General features: G+C 62.6%; 18 protein-coding genes and 1 other RNA gene. 1 reads left to right on the forward strand and 18 read right to left on the reverse strand.

Annotated elements, in window-relative coordinates; all coding sequences use genetic code 11:
• Positions 1 to 55 precede the first annotated feature (55 nt).
• Positions 56 to 511, forward strand: a complete 456-nt coding sequence (locus ACF8EF_RS10055; RefSeq protein ID WP_176682616.1) for a DUF721 domain-containing protein — start codon at positions 56 to 58, stop codon at positions 509 to 511.
• Positions 512 to 558: 47 nt separating this feature from the next.
• Here ACF8EF_RS10055 and lpxC read toward each other — a convergent pair whose 3' ends face one another.
• From lpxC to rsmI, 18 genes are all read right to left on the reverse strand, one after another.
• Positions 559 to 1,470 (reverse strand): UDP-3-O-acyl-N-acetylglucosamine deacetylase, encoded by a 912-nt coding sequence (gene lpxC / locus ACF8EF_RS10060; protein ID WP_003251873.1) that lies wholly within the window; start codon positions 1,468 to 1,470, stop codon positions 559 to 561.
• 112 nt (positions 1,471 to 1,582) lie between these two features.
• Positions 1,583 to 2,779 carry a cell division protein FtsZ gene (ftsZ, locus tag ACF8EF_RS10065; RefSeq protein WP_003251871.1) on the reverse strand — a complete coding sequence of 399 codons (1,197 nt, stop codon included), beginning with the start codon at positions 2,777 to 2,779 and terminating at the stop codon, positions 1,583 to 1,585.
• Positions 2,780 to 2,834: 55 nt separating this feature from the next.
• Entirely contained in the window at positions 2,835 to 4,097 is a 1,263-nt protein-coding gene (gene ftsA, locus ACF8EF_RS10070) for a cell division protein FtsA (RefSeq protein WP_003251867.1), read from the reverse strand.
• Between the two features lie 14 nt (positions 4,098 to 4,111).
• Positions 4,112 to 4,981 (reverse strand): cell division protein FtsQ/DivIB, encoded by an 870-nt coding sequence (locus tag ACF8EF_RS10075; protein ID WP_176682615.1) that lies wholly within the window; start codon positions 4,979 to 4,981, stop codon positions 4,112 to 4,114.
• Between the two features lie 5 nt (positions 4,982 to 4,986).
• Positions 4,987 to 5,943, reverse strand: a complete 957-nt coding sequence (locus tag ACF8EF_RS10080; protein ID WP_021784157.1) for a D-alanine--D-alanine ligase — start codon at positions 5,941 to 5,943, stop codon at positions 4,987 to 4,989.
• On the reverse strand, positions 5,940 to 7,388 hold the full coding sequence (gene murC, locus ACF8EF_RS10085) for a UDP-N-acetylmuramate--L-alanine ligase (protein ID WP_176682614.1): 1,449 nt from the start codon (positions 7,386 to 7,388) through the stop codon (positions 5,940 to 5,942). The genes ACF8EF_RS10080 and murC overlap by 4 nt, the downstream gene beginning before the upstream one ends.
• Positions 7,381 to 8,460 (reverse strand): undecaprenyldiphospho-muramoylpentapeptide beta-N-acetylglucosaminyltransferase, encoded by a 1,080-nt coding sequence (gene murG, locus ACF8EF_RS10090; RefSeq protein ID WP_339444276.1) that lies wholly within the window; start codon positions 8,458 to 8,460, stop codon positions 7,381 to 7,383. The genes murC and murG overlap by 8 nt, the downstream gene beginning before the upstream one ends.
• Positions 8,450 to 9,664, reverse strand: a complete 1,215-nt coding sequence (gene ftsW, locus ACF8EF_RS10095) for a putative lipid II flippase FtsW (RefSeq protein WP_218115239.1) — start codon at positions 9,662 to 9,664, stop codon at positions 8,450 to 8,452. Before ftsW ends, murG begins: the two co-directional genes overlap by 11 nt.
• A complete protein-coding gene (murD, locus tag ACF8EF_RS10100) occupies positions 9,661 to 11,007 on the reverse strand; it encodes a UDP-N-acetylmuramoyl-L-alanine--D-glutamate ligase (RefSeq protein WP_209969721.1) in 1,347 nt (448 codons plus the stop codon). Before murD ends, ftsW begins: the two co-directional genes overlap by 4 nt.
• 6 nt (positions 11,008 to 11,013) lie before the next feature.
• Positions 11,014 to 12,096 carry a phospho-N-acetylmuramoyl-pentapeptide-transferase gene (gene mraY / locus ACF8EF_RS10105; RefSeq protein ID WP_016498046.1) on the reverse strand — a complete coding sequence of 361 codons (1,083 nt, stop codon included), beginning with the start codon at positions 12,094 to 12,096 and terminating at the stop codon, positions 11,014 to 11,016.
• Complete coding sequence (gene murF, locus ACF8EF_RS10110; RefSeq protein ID WP_392461359.1) at positions 12,096 to 13,463, reverse strand: UDP-N-acetylmuramoyl-tripeptide--D-alanyl-D-alanine ligase; 1,368 nt, start codon at positions 13,461 to 13,463, stop codon at positions 12,096 to 12,098. Before murF ends, mraY begins: the two co-directional genes overlap by 1 nt.
• Complete coding sequence (locus tag ACF8EF_RS10115) at positions 13,456 to 14,943, reverse strand: UDP-N-acetylmuramoyl-L-alanyl-D-glutamate--2,6-diaminopimelate ligase (protein WP_176682611.1); 1,488 nt, start codon at positions 14,941 to 14,943, stop codon at positions 13,456 to 13,458. The genes murF and ACF8EF_RS10115 overlap by 8 nt, the downstream gene beginning before the upstream one ends.
• Positions 14,943 to 16,682: a penicillin-binding protein 2 gene (locus ACF8EF_RS10120; protein ID WP_176682789.1), complete on the reverse strand. Its 1,740-nt coding sequence runs from the start codon at positions 16,680 to 16,682 to the stop codon at positions 14,943 to 14,945. Before ACF8EF_RS10120 ends, ACF8EF_RS10115 begins: the two co-directional genes overlap by 1 nt.
• The gene (ftsL, locus tag ACF8EF_RS10125) at positions 16,682 to 16,975 is read right to left on the reverse strand and encodes a cell division protein FtsL (RefSeq protein ID WP_176682610.1); all 294 of its coding nucleotides are present in this window, start codon (positions 16,973 to 16,975) and stop codon (positions 16,682 to 16,684) included. Before ftsL ends, ACF8EF_RS10120 begins: the two co-directional genes overlap by 1 nt.
• On the reverse strand, positions 16,972 to 17,919 hold the full coding sequence (gene rsmH / locus ACF8EF_RS10130; protein WP_003251843.1) for a 16S rRNA (cytosine(1402)-N(4))-methyltransferase RsmH: 948 nt from the start codon (positions 17,917 to 17,919) through the stop codon (positions 16,972 to 16,974). The genes ftsL and rsmH overlap by 4 nt, the downstream gene beginning before the upstream one ends.
• Positions 17,916 to 18,371 carry a division/cell wall cluster transcriptional repressor MraZ gene (mraZ, locus tag ACF8EF_RS10135; protein ID WP_021784148.1) on the reverse strand — a complete coding sequence of 152 codons (456 nt, stop codon included), beginning with the start codon at positions 18,369 to 18,371 and terminating at the stop codon, positions 17,916 to 17,918. Before mraZ ends, rsmH begins: the two co-directional genes overlap by 4 nt.
• Before the next feature lie 308 nt (positions 18,372 to 18,679).
• An RNA gene (gene rnpB, locus ACF8EF_RS10140) (RNase P RNA component class A) lies at positions 18,680 to 19,056 on the reverse strand.
• Positions 19,057 to 19,123: 67 nt separating this feature from the next.
• Positions 19,124 to 19,999: a 16S rRNA (cytidine(1402)-2'-O)-methyltransferase gene (rsmI, locus tag ACF8EF_RS10145; protein ID WP_176682609.1), complete on the reverse strand. Its 876-nt coding sequence runs from the start codon at positions 19,997 to 19,999 to the stop codon at positions 19,124 to 19,126.
• Positions 20,000 to 20,064 lie beyond the last annotated feature (65 nt).

A 20,064-nucleotide genomic window follows, 5' to 3' on the forward strand; every position in this document is an offset into this window, starting at 1 on the left:
CGGCACAGGCAACGGAGATGTTAGACTGTGCCCACGTCACCTCACGCGTACCCCCATGGCCTATAAACCCTCCCCCGCCCAGCCGCCCTCCGCCCTGCTGCGCCAGGTGCGCCCGCTGCGCCTGCTACTGAACCAGGCCGAGCGCCTGGAGCACTTGCAGCGCCTGCTGGAAAGCCAGTTGCAACCGGCTGCCCGCGAGCACTGCCATGTGGCGTCCTGGCGCGATGGCACTTTGTTGCTGGTGGTAACCGACGGCCATTGGGCCACCCGCCTGCGCTACCAGCAGAAGCGTTTGCTGGCGGCACTGCAGGCCATGGAAGCATTCGGCAACCTCAGGCGCATTCTGTACAAGGTACAGCCGCCGCTGGTGCCGGCCAAGCGTGGCGGGCATGCTGCCGAGCTTTCGAACAGTGCGGCCGAGAGCCTGCGCGACACCGCCGAGGGCATTACCGACCCCAAACTGCGCGCAGCACTGGAACGGTTGGCCGCCCACGCCCTGGACAAGCCATAGAAAAGGCCACCCGAAGGTGGCCTTAATGAACTAGAGAGTGTTCGAACTTACACGGCCGCAACAGGGCGCATGTACGAGATCGGTGCCGTACTGGCATCTTCGAAAGTGACCACTTCCCAGGCATCGGTTTCAGCGATCAGCTTGCGCAACAGCTGATTGTTCAGCGCGTGGCCGGACTTGAAGCCCTTGAACTCGCCGATCAGGCTGTTGCCCAGCAGGTACAGATCGCCGATGGCGTCGAGGATCTTGTGCTTGACGAATTCGTCTTCGTAACGAAGGCCGTCTTCGTTGAGCACGCCGTCCTCATCGACCACGATGGCGTTCTCGACACTGCCACCCAACGCAAGGTTGTGCTTGCGCAGGTACTCGATGTCACGCATGAAGCCAAAGGTACGCGCGCGGCTGACTTCCTTCACGAACGAGGTGCTGGAAAAGTCGACGCTGGCGCTCTGGGTCCGGTTGCGAAGCACCGGGTGATCGAAATCGATCTCGAAGCTCACCTTGAATCCTTCGAAAGGCAGGAACGTGGCGCGCTTGTCGCCCTCCTCCACGGTAACCTCACGCAGGATGCGGATGAACTTCTTGGCTGCGTCCTGTTCTTCCAGGCCGGCAGACTGAATCAGGAATACAAAAGGACCGGCGCTGCCATCCATGATCGGCACTTCCGAGGCGGAGAGCTCGACGTAGGCGTTATCGATGCCCAGACCCGCCATGGCGGAGAGCAGGTGCTCGACCGTATCGACCTTGACGTCACCGTTGACCAACGTCGTCGACATGGTTGTCTCGCCGACGTTGGCCGCACGCGCAGGGATCTCGACCACAGGGTCAAGGTCGGCGCGGCGGAAGACGATGCCGGTGTCAACAGGTGCAGGCTTGAGGGTCAGGTAAACCTTCTCCCCGGAGTGCAGACCGACACCTGTGGCACGGATGGTATTCTTCAGGGTGCGTTGTTTAATCATGGCATTGGCCGCTTCAGCGCAAATTGCGAACAGGTATCAACAAAGGCTGGGGATGATAACAGACCCAACCTTTGATGAATACCAATCACCTTTATACCCCTGATAAATTCCATTAATCAGCCTGACGACGCAGGAATGCCGGGATATCGAGGTAGTCCAGGTCATCCTGAGGGTTCAGTTTAGCGGCTGCGGCAGCACCTGCATGCGCCTGGTTGCGCATGACGGTCGGGCGCTCCAGGTCACGGTAGTTGACCGCTGGCTGCTCCTGGCGCACCGGCGCAGGATTGGACGCTTCGTACGCCTGCTGGGCAGTCTGCAGGGTGTTGTCGACGACCTTCACAGGCTTCTCGATGCGTGCACCCAGACCAGTGGCCACCACGGTCACGTGCAGTTCGTCACGCATGTCGGGGTCGATCACGGTGCCAACCTTGACCATCGCGTGGTCGGAGGCGAAGGCTTCGATGATGCTACCCACGTCGGAGTACTCACCCAGCGACAGGTCCGGGCCTGCGGTGATGTTCACCAGGATACCGCGGGCGCCCTGCAGGTTGACGTCTTCCAGCAGCGGGTTACGGATAGCTGCCTCGGTGGCTTCACGCGCACGGTTCGGGCCGCTGGCGCAGCCAGTACCCATCATGGCCATGCCCATTTCACCCATCACGGTGCGCACGTCGGCGAAGTCGACGTTGATCATGCCGGGGCGCTTGATGATGTCGGAGATACCGCGTACGGCACCGGCCAGTACATCGTCAGCCTTGGCGAAGGCGGACAGCAGGCTGGCATCCTTGCCCAGGATGGTCAGCAGCTTCTCGTTGGGGATGGTGATCAACGAGTCGACGCTTTCAGCCAGCATGCGGATGCCTTCATCGGCGATCTGCATGCGCTTGCGGCCTTCGAACGGGAACGGACGGGTCACCACTGCAACGGTGAGGATCCCCATTTCCTTGGCCACTTCGGCAATGATTGGCGCTGCACCGGTACCGGTACCGCCACCCATGCCAGTGGTGATGAACACCATGTTGGTGCCCTGCAGCACTTCAGCGATGCGCTCACGGTCTTCCAGCGCGGCCTGACGGCCGACTTCCGGATTGGCACCGGCACCCAGGCCCTTGGTCACACCCGTGCCCAATTGCAGGATGGTGCGTGCGCCAATGTTTTTCAGCGCCTGGGCATCGGTGTTGGCGCAGATGAATTCCACGCCTTCGATGCTGCTCTTGACCATGTGATTGACGGCGTTGCCGCCACCACCACCAACGCCGATCACTTTGATGACCGGGCTTTGCGGGACGTTGTCTACGAGCTCGAACATTTTCCCTCTCCTTACAGTTCTCTAGTTGTCGCGCCTACCACTACTGCTTTGAAACTTAGAAGTTGCCCTGGACCCATTTCTTGAAGCGTTCAAGCACTGGGGCCTTCGGTTCATCGCCATAGCTGTTGCTGCTGCTGTTGCTGTTACCGGTCAGGGCCAAGTCTTCGGACTGCTTCAGCAGGCCGTAGGTGAGCAAGCCCACACCAGTGGAATAGATCGGGTTGCGCACCACGTCGCTCAGCCCCCGAACGCTGTGCGGCACGCCCAGGCGTACCGGCATGTGGAAGATTTCCTCGGCCAGTTCCACGGCGCCTTCCATCTTCGCGGTGCCGCCGGTGAGGACGATGCCAGCGGGCACCAGGTCTTCGTAGCCGCTGCGGCGCAGTTCGGCCTGGATCAGGGTGAAGAGCTCGTCGTAACGTGGCTCCACCACCTCGGCCAGGGCCTGGCGCGACAGCTCGCGCGGTGGACGATCGCCCACGCTCGGCACCTTGATGGTCTCGCCAGCGCCAGCCAGTTTGGCCAGGGCGCAGGCGTAGCGGATCTTGATTTCTTCGGCGTACTGGGTCGGGGTACGCAGGGCCATGGCGATATCGTTGGTCACCTGGTCGCCAGCAATCGGGATGACCGCCGTGTGGCGGATGGCGCCCTCGGTGAAGATGGCGATGTCGGTGGTGCCGCCACCGATGTCCACCAGGCACACGCCCAGCTCTTTTTCATCATCGGTCAGCACCGAGTAGGCCGAAGCCAGCTGCTCGAGAATGATGTCGTCGATTTCCAGGCCGCAGCGGCGCACACACTTTTCGATGTTCTGGGCGGCGTTGACCGCGCAAGTGACCACGTGAACCTTGGCTTCCAGGCGCACGCCAGACATGCCCAGCGGCTCGCGCACGCCTTCCTGGTTGTCGATCACGTAGTCCTGCGGCAAGGTGTGCAGCACGCGCTGGTCGGCCGGAATCGCCACGGCCTGGGCAGCGTCGAGTACGCGCTCCAGGTCGGCCAGGCTGACCTCGCGGTCACGAATGGCGACGATGCCGTGGGAGTTCAGGCTGCGGATGTGATTACCGGCCACACCGACGAACGCCGAGTGGATACGGCAACCGGCCATCAGTTGCGCCTCTTCCACGGCGCGCTGGATCGACTGCACGGTGGACTCGATGTTCACCACCACGCCTTTTTTCAGGCCACGGGACGGATGGGTGCCGATCCCGACGATTTCCAGGGTGCCGTCTTCGCCCACTTCGCCCACCAGCGCCACCACCTTGGAGGTGCCAATGTCCAGCCCGACGATCATTTTGCCGCTATGCGCGTTTGCCATGGTCCTGCCTCTCTCTAATTCTTCGCAACGGCGGGTTGGGCCGTCGTCGGTGCAATCGGTTCCCGCCAACCAACGGCAAGTCCGTTGGAATAACGCAGATCAATGCGGGCGATAGTGGTGATCTGGTCTTTGAGTGTCTTGTCGTAAATGGCAATGAAACGGCGCATCTTCTCCACCAGATGATCGCGCCCCAGCAGCAACTCGATGCCTGGCCCGGCACTGCTCGCACCGGTGGTCAGGAACCAGCTGCCTCGCTCGCGCAGCTCCAGGCGAGCGATGGAAAAGCCCAAGGGGCGCAGCATCTGGCTCAGTACCTGATACTGCTGCATGACTTGTTGCTGAGCACGCTGCGGCCCGGCCAGCTGCGGCAGGTGCTCATAGTTGGCCAGCTCGCGCGGGGTGAAAGCCTGACCCTGGTTGTTCAGCAGGGCTGCATCACCCCAGCGTGCCACCGGCAGCTGTTCTTCAAGGCGGATCACCACCTCGTCGGGCCACACCCGGCGCACTTCGGCGTGGGCGATCCACGGCATCTGCTCGAGCTCGGCCCGCATCGCCGGCAGGTCGACGCTAAAGAAGCTCGCCGCCACATAGGGCGCGATACGCTGCTGCACCGACTGCTGACTGATGTAGCTAAGGTCACCCTGCACATCGATCTTGGTGATCGGGCGGTCGGCGTACGGCATCAGGCGAACGGCACCCTCATAGGCACCAAAGCCGGCCGCCACCAGCAACACCGGCCACAGCAAGCGCTTGAGGCCGCCCAGGCTTGGCCGAGGCAGGCGCGCCGATACGGGCTCGTCGGCCACCAGCCGGCTGGCACCACGCGGCACCGGCTTGCTACGGCCGGTAACGGGTTGCTGCTGACGTATCATTGCGCCTTGCATGGTTATTAACCTCGCGTCGCCACGCTTTCGGCCAGGATTGCCAGCACCAGTTGCTGGAAGTCCAGGCCAGCCGCGCGGGCCGCCATGGGCACCAGGCTATGATCTGTCATGCCCGGTGCAGTGTTGACTTCGAGCAGCCAGAACCGGCCCTGCTCGTCCTGCATCACGTCCAGCCGCCCCCAGCCCTCGATGCCAATGGCATTGCAGGCGCGCGCGGTCAGGTCGATCAGTTCCTGTTCCTTGACGCTATCCAGCCCGCACGGGATGCGGTACTGGGTATCGTTGGCGATGTACTTGGCGTCGTAGTCGTAGAACACGTGCGGCGTACCCAGGGCGATCGGCGGCAGCACCTGGCCGCGCAGTACCGCGATGGTGAACTCCGGACCGTGGATCCACTGCTCCACCAGTACCTGGGAATCGTATTTGGCGGCGTCCTGCCAGGCGGCGACCAGTTCCTGGGCGCTGTTCACCTTGGCCATGCCGATGCTAGAGCCTTCATGGGCGGGTTTGACGATAAGCGGGAAGCCCAGTTCCGTACTGGCCTGCAAACAATCGCTTTCGCTCGCCAGCACTGCGTGGCGTGGTGTGGGAATGCCCAGGCTCTGCCACACCTGCTTGGTGCGCAGCTTGTCCATCGCCAGCGCTGAAGCCAGGATGCCGCTGCCGGTGTAGGGGATGCCCAGGCACTCCAGCAAGCCTTGCATGCTCCCGTCTTCACCGCCACGGCCGTGGAGGATGATGAAGGCGCGGTCGATCTTCTCGCTTTGCAGGCGCGCGAGCAGGTCGTCACCGACGTCGATGGCGACCACGTCGACACCGGCAGTGCTCAGTGCATCAATCACTGCGGCGCCGGACTTCAACGACACCTCTCGCTCGGCGCTCTTGCCACCGTAAAGCACAGCGACGCGGCCGAACGCCTTGACGTCCAGGGTCGAGTGCAGCTTGTCGTAGGCGCTGGTCATTTCGACTTCTCCTGCTTGGCGCCTGCGAACAGCGGGCTTTTCATCAACTGCGGGGCCAGGCCGCCAACATCACCGGCACCCTGGCAGAGCAGGATGTCGCCAGCGCGCAGCAGTGGCTTCACCAGCGGCGCCAGCTCGGCGCCGCGCTCGATATAGATCGGGTCCAGCTTGCCGCGCTGGCGGATGCTGTGGCACAGCTGACGGCTGTCGGCACCGGGGATCGGCTCTTCACCGGCCGGGTAGACCTCCATCAGCAGCAGCACGTTGGCATCACCCAGCACCTGGACGAAATCGTCGTACAGGTCGCGGGTGCGGCTGTAGCGGTGCGGCTGGTAGACGATCACCAGACGGCGGCTTGGCCAGCCACCGCGTACAGCCTTGATCACTGCAGCCACTTCGGTCGGGTGATGGCCGTAGTCGTCGACCAGCATCACACTGCCGCCTTCGACCGGCAGCTCGCCGTACACCTGGAAGCGACGGCCGACACCCTGGAAGCCGGACAGGCCCTGGATGATGGCCTCGTCAGTAATGCCTTCGTCAGTGGCGATGGCAATGGTGGCCAGGGCGTTGAGCACGTTGTGGTTGCCGGGCATGTTCACGGAAACCTCCAACGGCTCGCGATCACGGCGCAGCACGGTGAAGTGGGTCTGCATGCCCTGCTGACGCACATTGATGGCGCGGATGTCGGCCTCTTCGCTGAAGCCGTAGGTCACGGTCGGGCGCTTCACCTGCGGCAGGATCTCGCGAACCACCGGGTCGTCCAGACACATCACCGCCAGCCCATAGAACGGCAGGTTGTGCAGGAACTCGACGAAGGTTTTCTTCAGCTTGTTGAAGTCACCTTCGTAGGTCGCCATGTGGTCGGCATCGATGTTGGTGACCACGGCCACCATCGGCTGCAGGTGCAGGAAGCTGGCATCGCTTTCGTCTGCTTCGGCGATCAGGTAGCGGCTGGTGCCCAGCTGGGCATTGGTGCCGGCAGCGGTAAGGCGGCCACCGATGACGAAGGTCGGGTCCAGGCCACCTGCGGCGAACACTGAAGCCAGCAGGCTGGTCGTGGTGGTCTTGCCGTGAGTACCGGCAACGGCCACGCCATGGCGGTAACGCATCAGCTCGGCGAGCATCTCGGCACGCGGCACCACCGGAATGCGCCGTTCCAGGGCGGTGGCGACTTCCGGGTTGGCCGGGTTGATGGCGCTGGACACCACCAGCACATCGGCGGTGGCGGCGTTCTCGGCGCGGTGGCCGACGAAGATCTCGGCGCCGAAGGACTCCAGGCGCTCGGTAACCGGCGAGGCCTTAAGGTCCGAACCGGACACTTCATAACCCAGGTTCAGCAAGACTTCGGCAATACCGCACATGCCAACGCCGCCGATGCCGACGAAGTGAATGCGGCGAATACGGCCCATCTTCGGCTGGGGCATGGCTTTCTGGCTCTCAACCATGGGCCACCTCCAGGCAGATATCGACCACGGTGCTGGTTGCAGCAGGTTTGGCCAGGCGCCGTGCGGTGCCAGCCATGACGTTGAGTTTCTCGGGTTGCATCAGCACCTCGTTCAGGCGTTCAGCAAGTTGCGCTGCGCCAGTTGTCGCTTGTGGCATCAGGAAGGCAGCGCCTTCGCGGGCCAGATATTGGGCGTTGTGGGTCTGGTGATCGTCGATCGCATGGGGCAAAGGCACCAGCATCGAAGGCAGGCCTGCTGCCGCCAGTTCGCTGACGGTCAGGGCACCGGCCCGGCACACCACCAGGTCGGCCCAGCCATAAGCTTGGGCCATGTCTTTGATGAAGGGCTCTACCTGAGCCGCGACACCCGCCTCGTGATAACGCTCGGCGGTGATCGGCGCGTGTTGCTTGCCGGCCTGGTGGAACACCTCTGGCCGCAGCGCGGCGGGCACTTCGGACAGGGCCTTAGGCAACAATTTGTTCAATGGTTCCGCACCCAGGCTGCCCCCCAGCACCAAAAGGCGTGCACGGCGCTCGCCCAAGGGCGCACGTTGCGCGTCCATGAAGAGTTCCGGGCGCACCGGGTTGCCGGTGGTGCGACGTTTGTCGCTGGCCTCGAAGGTGTTCGGGAAAGCTTCGCAGACCCGCGCCGAGAGTGGCACCAGCAACCGATTGGCGGTACCGGCCCTGGCGTTCTGCTCATGGATCACCAGTGGCACGCCGCACAGCCGCGCGGCCACGCCGCCGGGGCCGGTCACATAGCCGCCAAAGCCCAGGACACATACGGGCTTGAGCTGGCGAATGATGCGCCGTGCCTGCAGTACGGCCTTGACCAAGGTGAAAGGCGCCTTGAGCAACGACAGCTTGCCCTTGCCACGCAAGCCGCTGACCTGAATCAGATGCAATGGCAAACCCGCCTGCGGCACCAGTTCGTTCTCGATGCCACGCGGGGTGCCCAGCCAGTGCACGCTGTAACCGCGCGCCTGGAACTCACGGGCGCAGGCCAGCGCCGGGAACACGTGCCCCCCGGTGCCGCCGGCCATGATCAATACATTTTTGCCTTCAGCGGCCATGACTGGTCTCCTCGGCAAAATCGCTTTCGCTGAATTCGTGCTCCTCACTGCCCAGGTGCGTGCGGCTCTCCCACTCGATGCGCAGCAACAGGCCCACGCAGGCGCAGCAGATCACCAGCGAGCTCCCCCCGTAACTGAGAAACGGCAGGGTCAGGCCCTTGGTCGGCAGCAGGCCGACGTTCACACCGATGTTGATCAGGAACTGGCCAATCCACAGGAAAGCCAGGCCGAACGCCATGTAGGCGGCAAAGAACTGTTTGGCTTTTTCGGCCCACAGGCCGATGTAAAGGGCGCGCACGGTGACAAACACGAACAGCGCGACGGTCAGCAGCGAGCCGACCACGCCCAGTTCTTCCGCCAGGACCGAGAACACGAAGTCGGTGTGCGCTTCAGGCAGGTAGAACTGCTTCTGCACGCTGTTGCCCAGGCCAACGCCCAGCCACTCGCCACGGCCAAAGGCAATCAGTGCCTGGGTCAGCTGGTAGCCGGAGCCGAACTGATCGGCCCAGGGGTCGGTGAAGGTAATAAGGCGCGCCATCCGGTACGGCTGCGCCTGGACCAGTACAAACACCGCCAGCACCGCCAGCACCACCATCAGGCTGAAGCGGAACAGCCCCACCCCTCCCAAAAACAACATGGCCGCCGCCGCGCCCATCATCACCACGGTGGCGCCGAAGTCCGGTTCCATCAGCAGCAAGGCGGCCATGGGCAGCAGCACGATGAACGGCTTGAAGAAGCCCATCCAGGTTTCGCGCACCTCGGTCTGTCGGCGTACCAGGTAGCCGGCCAGGTAGATGACCACGAACACCTTGGCGATTTCCGAAGGCTGAACGTTGAAGAAGCTGAAACCGATCCAGCGCATGGAGCCGTTGACTTCACGGCCAATCCCCGGCACCAGTACCAGTACCAGCAGGCCGAAGGCGCCAAGCAGCATCATGAAGCCCATGCGCTGCCAAGTGGCGATCGGCACCAGCAGCGTTGCACCACAGGCCACCAGGCCAAGGAACACGTACACCAGGTGGCGGAACATGTGATATAGCGGGTTGCCGGACTGTACAGCAGCCACTTCCGAGGATGCCGAAGTGATCATCACCAGGCCCAGGCCCAGCAAGGCCAGGCAACCGGCGAGCATCGGGAAGTCCAGGTCGATGCCACGGCCGCTGATCAGCGGCGACGGGTAGGGCTTGAAGATGCCGAAGATCATGCAAGACCTCCCGCTGCCTGGGCGAACAGGCGCCCGCGTTCCTCGAAGTTCTTGAACATGTCGAGGCTGGCGCATGCCGGCGACAGCAGCACGGCATCGCCGGCCCGGGCCAGCTCGGCACACTGCTGTACGGCATCGTCAAGGGTCTTGACCCGAACCAGCGGCACAGCATCGCCCAACGCCTCGGCCAGACGCTCGGCATCACGGCCAAGCAATACCACGGCGCGGCAGTAACGCTTGACCGGCTCGCGCAACGCAGTGAATTCGGCACCTTTGCCATCACCACCGGCGATCAGCACCAGCTTGCCTTCGATATCGGCGCCCAGGCCTTCGATGGCGGCCAGGGCAGCACCGACGTTGGTGGCCTTGGAGTCGTCGTACCAGTTAACGCCGTTACGCTCGCGCACCCACTGGCACCGGTGGGCCAGGCCACTGAACTCGCGCAGGGCCTCGAGCATCGGCTCGAACGGCAGACCGGCAGCATGGCCCAAGGCCAGTGCTGCCAGGGCGTTGCTCTGGTTGTGGGCGCCGCGAACCTTCAGTTCGCGCGCCGGCATCAATGCCTGGAACTCGAACGCCAGGTATTTTTCACCACCCACTTCGCGCAGGCCGAAGGCTTTGAAGTCCGGCTGGCCGAGGCCGAAGGTCCAGCATGGGCGGCCCTCCACGGGCAATGGCCGGCTGAGGGCATCCTGACGGTTCACCACCACCTGCCTGGCCCCGCGGAAGATCCGGTGCTTGGCCAGGTGGTAGGCCGGAAGGCCGCTATAGCGGTCCATGTGGTCTTCGCTGATGTTCAGAACGGTCGCCACTTCGGCGTTGAGCTGGTCAGTGGTTTCCAGCTGGAAGCTGGAAAGCTCCAGCACGTACAGTTCGATGTCATCGGCCAGCAGGTCGAGCGCCGGGGTACCGAGGTTACCGCCCACGGCCACGCGTTTACCGGCCTTGGCGGCCATTTCACCGACCAGCGTCGTGACGGTGCTCTTGGCGTTGGAACCGCTGATGGCAATGATCGGCGCCTTGGCATGGCGAGCAAACAGCTCGATGTCGCCAGACAGCTTCACGCCACGCGCGGCCGCCTGCTGCAAGGCCGGCGTGGCCAAGGCCAGACCGGGGCTCACGTACAACTCGTTGGCGCGGCACAGGAAGTCCACGTCCAGTTCACCACAGCGCACTTCCACCTGCGGGTAATCACGGCGCAGGGTTTCCAGTTCCGGCGGTTGCTCGCGGGTATCGGCGACCGCAAAGGCAATGCCCCGGCTCGCCAGGAAGCGAACCAGGGACATGCCGCTCTTGCCGAGGCCGACAACGATGCGGAATTGGTCGGAAGCGATCAAAGACACGCTCATCTACCTCAATTTCAGGGTTGCAAGGCCAATCAGTACCAGGATCACGGTGATGATCCAGAATCGGACGATCACCCGAGGCTCTGGCCAGCCCTTGAGTTCAAAGTGGTGGTGAATCGGCGCCATGCGGAACACGCGCTTGCCGGTCAGCTTGAAGGAGGCGACCTGGATGACCACCGACAGGGTTTCCACCACGAAGATGCCGCCCATGATGAACAGCACAATTTCCTGGCGCACGATGACGGCGATGGTGCCCAGCGCGGCGCCCAGCGCCAGCGCGCCGACGTCACCCATGAACACTTGCGCCGGGTAGGTGTTGAACCACAGGAAGCCCAGGCCGGCTCCGATCAGCGCGCCGCAGAACACGATCAGCTCGCCCGAGCCCGGCACGTAGGGGATCAGCAGGTACTCGGCGAACTTCACGTTACCCGACAGGTAGCAGAAGATGCCCAGCGCGCCGCCGACCATCACCGTCGGCATGATTGCCAGGCCGTCGAGGCCATCAGTGAGGTTGACCGCGTTGCTCGAACCGACAATGACGAAGTAGGTCAGTACGACGAAGCCGACGCCCAGCGGAATGGTGACATCCTTGATGAACGGCAGGATCAGCGTGGTCTCGACGCTGGTTGGCGCCGTCTTGTACAGGAACACCGCCGCCGCCAGGCCGAACACCGACTGCCAGAAGTACTTCCAGCGGCTCGGAAGGCCACGGGAGTTCTTTTCGATCACCTTGCGGTAGTCATCGACCCAGCCAATGGCACCGAACGCCAGGGTGACGATCAGCACAACCCACACATAGCGGTTGCTCAGGTCGGCCCACAGCAAGGTGCTGATGGCAATGGCCGACAGGATCAGCGCACCACCCATGGTCGGGGTACCGGACTTGGACAGGTGCGATTGCGGGCCGTCGTTACGCACGGCCTGGCCGATCTGGCGAATTTGCAGGGTACGGATCATCCAGGGGCCCAGCCACAGCGCCAGGGACAACGCGGTCAGTACACCAAGAATCCCGCGCAGGGACAGGTACTGAAAGACCGCGAAGCCTTTATGGAACTGTTGCAGATACTCGGCCAACAGCAGCAGCATTAATGTTTCTCCCCGCTGGCACCGCACAATGCCGCCACGACGTTTTCCATCGCAGCGCTGCGCGAGCCCTTGATCAAGATAGTGGTGTCACTGGCATTCTCGGCGCTAACCGCATCGATCAGCTCAGCTTGAGTAGCGAAATGGCGGCCATTGGCGCCGAACGCCTTGACCGCATGTGTCATGTTGGAACCCACTGCGTACAGGGCGTCGACCTTGCCACGCGCGTAGTCACCCACCTGACGGTGGCCTTCTTCCGCCCATTGCCCCAATTCGCCGATATCCCCAAGCACCAGAACGGTGCGTCCGGAAAAGCCGGCGAGTATATCAATGGCTGCGCACATAGAGGTGGGATTTGCGTTGTAACTGTCGTCGATTACCCGTACCCCGTTCGGCGCGATCTGCGCCACGGTACGCCCCTTGACCGGTTGCACGGCAGCCAGGCCTGCGGCAATACCGCTCAGGCTCAGACCAACGGCATGTGCTGCGGCGGCGGCGGCCAAGGCGTTGCTGACGTTGTGTTCACCCAGCACATTGAGTTGCACGGCTACCGTTTCACTGGCGCCATGCAGGGTAAAGGACGGGCAGCCACGGGCATCGCGACCAATGTCTGAAGCGTGGAAATCGGCTTTCGGGTTGCTGCGTGCGAAACTGACGACCTTGTGCGCACCGGCACGCGCCTTCCAGATATCAAAGGCTTTGTCGTCCAGGTTGAGAATGGCAATACCGTCCTCGCCCAGGCCTTCGAGAATCTCGCCCTTGGCTTCGACGATCTTGTCCGGGCCGCCGAATTCGCCAACGTGGGCAGTACCGGCGTTGTTGATGATGACCACCTGCGGTTGTGTCAGGCCCACGGTGTAGCGGATTTCGCCAATGCGCGAGGCGCCCAGCTCGATCACTGCTGCGCTGTGTTCCGGGGCGATTTCCAGCAGTGTCAGCGGTGCGCCGAGGTCATTGTTCAAGTTGCCGCGGGTGGCGTGCACCAGGCCACCGGTACGCAGGATGCTGGCGAGCATCTCCTTGACCGTGGTCTTGCCGCTGGAACCGGTAATGGCTACTACAGGCTTGTCGAAAGCCGCGCGGTTCAGGGCGCCGAGCTGACCCAGTGCTGCCCGGCAATCCTTGACCAGCAACTGCGGCAGGTCGACACCGGCCACTTCATGCTCGACCAGGGCGGCTACTGCGCCTTTGGCTTTTACATCAGCCAGGTAGTCATGGCCATCGAAACGCGGGCCGGCCAGGGCGACGAACAGTTGCCCGGCGCTGACACTGCGGCTATCGATGCTGACACCGGTGAACGTGGCGTCAGCACCAATTTGTTGACCATTCAGTGCTGTGGTCAGCTGGCTGAGTGACAGCGGCTTAAGCATGTGGAGCCTCCCAGGCTGCAAGTGCCTTTTCGGCTTCGGTCAAATCTGAGAAATCATGGCGCTCGCCATTGATTTCCTGGTAATCCTCGTGCCCCTTGCCGGCCAGCACGATCACGTCGTTGGCAGCGGCAGTGGCGATCAGGTGCGCAATGGCTTCGCCACGGCCGGCGACGAACTCGACGTCGTCAGGCCTGGCGAAACCGGGGCGGATATCATCGAAGATGCGCAACGGATCTTCAGTACGTGGGTTGTCGTCGGTGACCAGTACGCGGTCGGCCAGGCGCTCGGCCACTTCGGCCATCAGCGGGCGCTTGCCGCGATCACGGTCACCGCCGCAGCCGAACAGGCACAATAACTTGCCATGAGCGTGCGGGCGCAGGGCCTCGAGTACTTTTTCAAGCGCATCCGGCGTGTGTGCGTAGTCGACTACCACCAGCGGCTTGTCGCCGCCACCCAGGCGCTGCATGCGGCCTACCGGCCCCTGCAATTGCGGGGTAACCTTGAGGATCTCGTCCAGCGCATAGTCCAGCGCCAGCAGGGTCGCCACCGCGGCAAGCATGTTGCTCAGGTTGAAGCGGCCCAGCAACTGGCTGCGCAAGATGCGCTCACCTTGGGCAGTGACGATCGTAGCGCGCACGCCATCGTCACTGAACACGGCTTCGCGGCAGAACAGCGAGGCCTCAGGGCTTTCCAGGCTATAGCTCAACAGCCGGGTTTCGATATGGTCGACACTCGGGCGACGAGCAAAGTCGCCGGCCAGGCGACGACCAAAGCCGTCATCCAGGTTGACCACCTGGCAACGCAGGCTCGGCCAGGCGAACAGCTTGGCCTTGGCGGCCTCGTAGGCCTCCATGCTGCCGTGATAGTCGAGGTGGTCGCGGGACAGGTTGGTCATCACCGCAATGTCAAACTCCAGTGCGGCAACCCGGCCTTGCTCCAGAGCATGGGAAGACACTTCCATGGCCACGGCCTTGGCGCCGCCTTTCTTGAGGTCATTGAGGGTCGACTGCACGGCAATCGGGTCGGGCGTGGTCAGGCGGCCGCTCTGCAACTCGCCGTAGAAACCGGTACCCAGGGTGCCAATCAGGCCGCAGCGCTGGCCAAGCAGGTCGAGCGCCTGGGCTACCAGTTGGGTAACGCTTGTCTTGCCGTTGGTGCCGGTCACACCGACCAGATTCAACTGGCGGCTCGGTTCACCATAGAAGCGCCCGGCAATATCTGAAAGCTGAGCGATCAGGCCTTTGACCGGAATCAGGGGCGCATCGGTCAGCGGCAGCACGTTGGCGCCCTGTTCTTCATAGGCCACGGCGGCAGCGCCGCGGGCCAGGGCATCGGCGATATGCTCGCGACCATCGACCTTGGCACCCGGCACGGCCAGGAACAAGTCCCCCGGGCGCACACTGCGGCTGTCCAGGGTCAGCTCACGGATCAACGGATCACGGCTGGCGTGGGCGAAAAGTTTGCTTAATGGCATTGTCATCATCCACGCCCTCCCTTGGCTGCTGCTGCATTGACTTGCGATGGCACGACTGGTGCCGGTGGCGGCAGGTTGTCTGGCGGCACGTTCATCAGGCGCAGGGTGCCGGACATGACGTTGCTGAATACAGGCGCCGAAACCAGGCCACCGAAGTAACCACCCTTTCTCGGCTCATCGATGACCACGACGATGGCGTAGCGCGGGTCGCTCATTGGCCCGAAGCCGGCGAACAGCGAGCGGTAGGCGTTTTCGGTGTACCCCTTGGCACCCACGGTGGCCTTGCGCGCGGTGCCGGACTTGCCGGCCACGTGATAGAACGGCACCCGGGCCCGGAACACGCCGCGCGGCGCTTCGATCACCTGCTGCAACATGCCCTGAACAGTTTCGGCGACTTCCTTCGGAATGGCCTGCACGGCTTCCGGCGTCTTGTCGACCTTGATGATCGACAGCGGCACCATCTTGCCGTCGTTGGCCAGCGCCGCGTAGGCATGCACCAGCTGCAGGGCGGTCACCGACACACCGTAGCCATAGGACAGGGTTGCGGTCTCGGCCTTGCGCCACTCGCGGTGGTTGGGCAGGTTGCCGACACGCTCGCCCGGGAAGCCAAGGCCGGTGTACTGACCCAGGCCGACCTGGGACATGACCCGGTAGATGGCTTCGCCGCCAATGTCGAAGGCGATCTTGCTCATGCCAACGTTACTGGAGTTGATCAGGATGCCGGTCAAATCAAGAATCGGGCCCTCGCTGCGCGACACATCCCTGATGGTGTAGCGACCGATCTGCAGGCTGCCAGGGTACACCTCGACCTTGTCGCTCGGTTTCCAGCGGCCGCTCTGCAGCGCTGCACTCATGGTGATCGGCTTGACCGTGGAACCCGGCTCGAACACGTCGATGATCGCCCGGTTACGCATGGCCGCCGGGAACATGCTACGGCGGTTGTTGGGGTTGTAGGTCGGCTGGTTGACCATGGCCAGGACCTCACCGGTCTTGACGTCCATGATCACCAGGCTGCCGGCCTTGGCGTCCTGCTCGGCAATGGCGTTGCGCAGCTCACGGGTAGCCAGGTACTGCAGGCGCAGGTCTATCGACAACGCCAAGGTCTTCCCGGCCTTGGCGTTCTTGGTAACCTGAATGTCCTTGATCAGCCGGCCGCGCCGGTCCTTGATCACCTGGCGTTTGCCGGGCACACCGGCCAGCCACTCGTCATAGGCCAGCTCCACCCCTTCGCGACCGTGGTCATCAAGGTCGGTAAAGCCGACCATGTGCGCAGCCACATCACCGGCCGGATAGAAACGGCGGAATTCTTCCAGGCCGTACACACCAGGTACTTTGAGGTCGAGCACATGCTGGCCCTGTTCGGGGGTCAGCCCTCGGACCAGGTAGATGAACTCCTTGTTGGCCTGCTGGGTCAGGCGCTCGGCAAGCCGCTGCGGGTTTTGCCCCAGCGCTGCGGCCAATTGCGGCCAGCGCTCCCTGGAGGCCTGCATCTCTTTGGGGTTGGCCCACAGGGTGGTGACCGGAGTACTCACGGCCAACGGCTCACCGTTGCGGTCGGTAATCAAGCCCCGGTGCGCCGGGATGGGGATATGACGCAGGCTGCGTGCATCGCCCTGTTCCTTGAGGAAGTCACGGTCAACCACCTGCAGGTCGATGATGCGCCAGCAAATGGCACCGACCATGATCGCCAGCAAACCGATCACCACGCGGAAGCGCCACGGGTAGAGTGCGCCTTCGAGTTTCATCATGGCGCCACCATCCGGACTTCGTCAGCTGACGGCACGCGCATGTTCAACTGTTCGGAGGCCAGGGTCTCGATGCGGCTGGCAGCGGTCCAGGTACTCTGCTCAAGAATCAACCGGCCCCATTCGGCCTGAGCCTTGTCGCGCTCGTTCAATTCACCGTACAGGGTGTTGAGCAATTGACGGTTCCAGTGCGCACTGTAGGACACGGCAATGGCCGAAACCAGTACGCCGATGAACAGCAGAAGCATCAGGAAGCTTCCGCCTGGCAAAGGTTTGGCAAGCAGCCTGCTCACCGCAGCTTCTCCGCCACGCGCATCACGGCACTACGCGACCGCGGGTTGGCCTTGAGCTCGGCCTCGGAGGCGAACTGAGCCTTGCCGATGAGCTTGATCTTCGGCTCGAAGACCTTGTGCTGAACCGGCAGGTTACGCGGCAGGTTGTCGGCCTCCCCCTTCACCAGCTTGCGCATGAACAGCTTGACGATGCGATCTTCCAGCGAATGGAAACTGATGACCGCCAGGCGACCACCGACTTCGAGCGCATCGAGTGCAGCCTCAAGGCCAGCCTCCAGGTCACCCAGCTCGTTGTTGACGTGAATGCGCAGCCCCTGGAAGGCACGGGTAGCCGGGTTCTTGCCCTTTTCCCAGGCCGGATTGGCCACTTTGAGCACCTCCGCCAGGTCGGCGGTACGGGTAAAGGGCTGTTTTTCGCGGCGTTCGACCACTGCACGCGCCATGCGCCCGGCAAAGCGTTCCTCACCGTACTCCTTGAAGACGCGGGCGATTTCTTCCACGGGCGCAGTGGCGATGAACTCGGCGGCACTGATGCCTTGGTCCGGGTTCATGCGCATGTCCAGCGGGCCATCATTGAGGAAGCTGAAGCCACGCTCTGGATCATCCAGCTGCGGCGAGGACACGCCCAGGTCCAGCAACACGCCACTGACCTTGCCGTGCAGGCCGCGCGCTGCCACTTCCGCGCCCAACTCGGCAAAACTGCGCTGCACAATGACAAAGCGGCCGTCTTCGGCCGCCAGCGCTTGCCCCGTGGCAATCGCCTGTGGATCTTTGTCGAAGCCCAAGAGCCGTCCTTGCGGCCCGAGCTTGCTGAGAATCAGACGGCTGTGTCCGCCACGGCCGAAAGTGCCGTCCAGATAGCAACCGTCGGCGCGCAGGGCCAATGCCTCGACAGCTTCATCGAGCAGGACGGTAATGTGGTTGAAGCCGCTATCTATGGTCACAGGATCAGGTCACGCAATTCGTCGGGCATGGCGCCCGGTTGTTGGATAGCTGCAAGGTCGGCTGCCGAAACCACGTTCCAGGCATCTTCATCCCACAGCTGGAATTTGTTCAGTTGCCCCACCAGCATCGCCTTCTTGTCGAGCTTGGCGTACTCACGCAGGCGGGGCGGCACCAGGAAACGCCCACTGCCATCGAGCTCCAGGTCAACCGCATTACCGATCAGCAAACGCTGCAGGCGGCGGTTTTCCTCACGCAACGACGGCAAGGCACGCAACTTGGCTTCTATCTGTTCCCACTCGTCGAGGGGATAAACACACAAGCAAGGGTCTACGGCGTCAATGGTCACGATCAGTTGGCCATTGCAACGTGAGTCGAGCTCGTCACGGTACCGGCTCGGCATGGCGAGACGGCCCTTGGCATCGAGGCTGACGGCGTTGGCTCCGCGGAACACGGCTGTGATTCCCCACAATGTTAGCTTTTTTGTGTCAGAAAACCCACTTCATCCCACTTTCTGCCACTTGCGCACACTATAGGAATCCGCCCGCAGCACCGTCAAGGCACGTTCATAAGGAAAAGCCTTACAGGACCGCGATTTAGCGCGACAACGGAATGTGGAAGGACTGCCAGAGAGAAAAAAACACGAGAAAAATCAAACCCACGCAAGCGAATGGAGTTCGAAGTTAAAGTAATTTATTAAGAGTAAGATTTTTTCGGTATTACCAGAGAGGATCTGCTATCGATTCAAGCAGGAAGAGAAAGGTGGAGAGTCGATCTGTAAGCCGGGTTTTGTCGAGGACAGTCATTCCTCTACGACGGCCATCACTGGACGCCTCTAGCAACCTACCCGGTTCCGACGCGGGCCACGCCTGATGGAACCCTATTTGGTCTTGCTCCGAGTGGGGTTTACCTAGCCACGAACTGTTGCCAGCCGTGCGGTGCGCTCTTACCGCACCTTTTCACCCTTACCGGCACCGAAGTGCTTAGGCGGTTATTTTCTGTGGCACTTTCCGTAGGCTCACGCCTCCCAGGCGTTACCTGGCACTCTGCCCTATGGAGCCCGGACTTTCCTCCCCCTGCTGCTCACACAACAAAAAAGTTGCGGAACAAAAACAGGCAGCGACTGTCCGATCGACTCTCCGCCGCCAAGGTTACCGGCACGCGCGCGCAAGAACAAGCGATACCGACATTTATATCAAACTGCCACTACTCAGCTTTCTGCTTTTCCAGGGCAAGTTGATACAACAGGTTCTTGCGCACACCGGTAATTTCCGCTGCAAGCGCCGCAGCCCGCTTGAGTGGCAACTCCGCCAATAGCAGGTCGAGCACGCGCTGAGCTTCGGCACTGATGGCCTGCTCGCCCTCCGGCGCGCTCCAACCGCCGACCAGCACCACGCACTCACCGCGCTGCTGGTTGCTGTCGCCAGCTACGAAAGCCCGCAGCTCAGCCAGCGGCAAGCCCTTGAGGGTCTCGAAGGTCTTGGTCAGTTCGCGCGCCAGCAACGCCGGACGGTCGCCACCAAATACCACCTCCATGTCTTCAAGACATTCCAGGATTCGATGCGGGGCTTCATAGAAGATCAACGTGCGCGGCTCTTCCTTCACCTGCTCCAGCCGCGCTCGACGCCCTGTCTGCTTGGCCGGCAGGAAGCCTTCGAAGATGAAACGGTCCGACGGCAGGCCTGCCGCCGATAGTGCGGCGATCAAGGCACAGGCGCCCGGCACCGGCACCACGCTCACCCCCGCGGCACGCGCCTGACGCACCAGGTGATAGCCCGGGTCGGAAATCAGAGGCGTGCCGGCATCGGAGACCAACGCCACATTTTCACCCGCCAGCAGCTTGGAGAGAAAACGCCCGCCTTCGTCGCGCTCGTTGTGCTCATGACAAGCGGCCAACGGCGTGTCGATGCCAAAGTGTTGCAGCAGGCGGATCGAATGACGGGTGTCTTCGGCGGCGATCAGGGCCACGTCCGCCAGCACCTTCAGCGCCCGGGCGCTCATGTCGTCGAGGTTGCCGATGGGGGTTGCCACCACATACAGCGTCCCCACCGTGGATTTCGAAGCCCCTGCCACATCAGTCACTGCGCACACCTGTCATTCGGATCAAAGGCGCCATTGTAGCCCGAGCGCCTGCAACAGGGCGTAAA

Origin of the sequence: Pseudomonas sp. zjy_15 (genome assembly GCF_043101865.1) — a bacterium.
Classification (GTDB): Bacteria; Pseudomonadota; Gammaproteobacteria; order Pseudomonadales; family Pseudomonadaceae; genus Aquipseudomonas; species Aquipseudomonas putida_Y.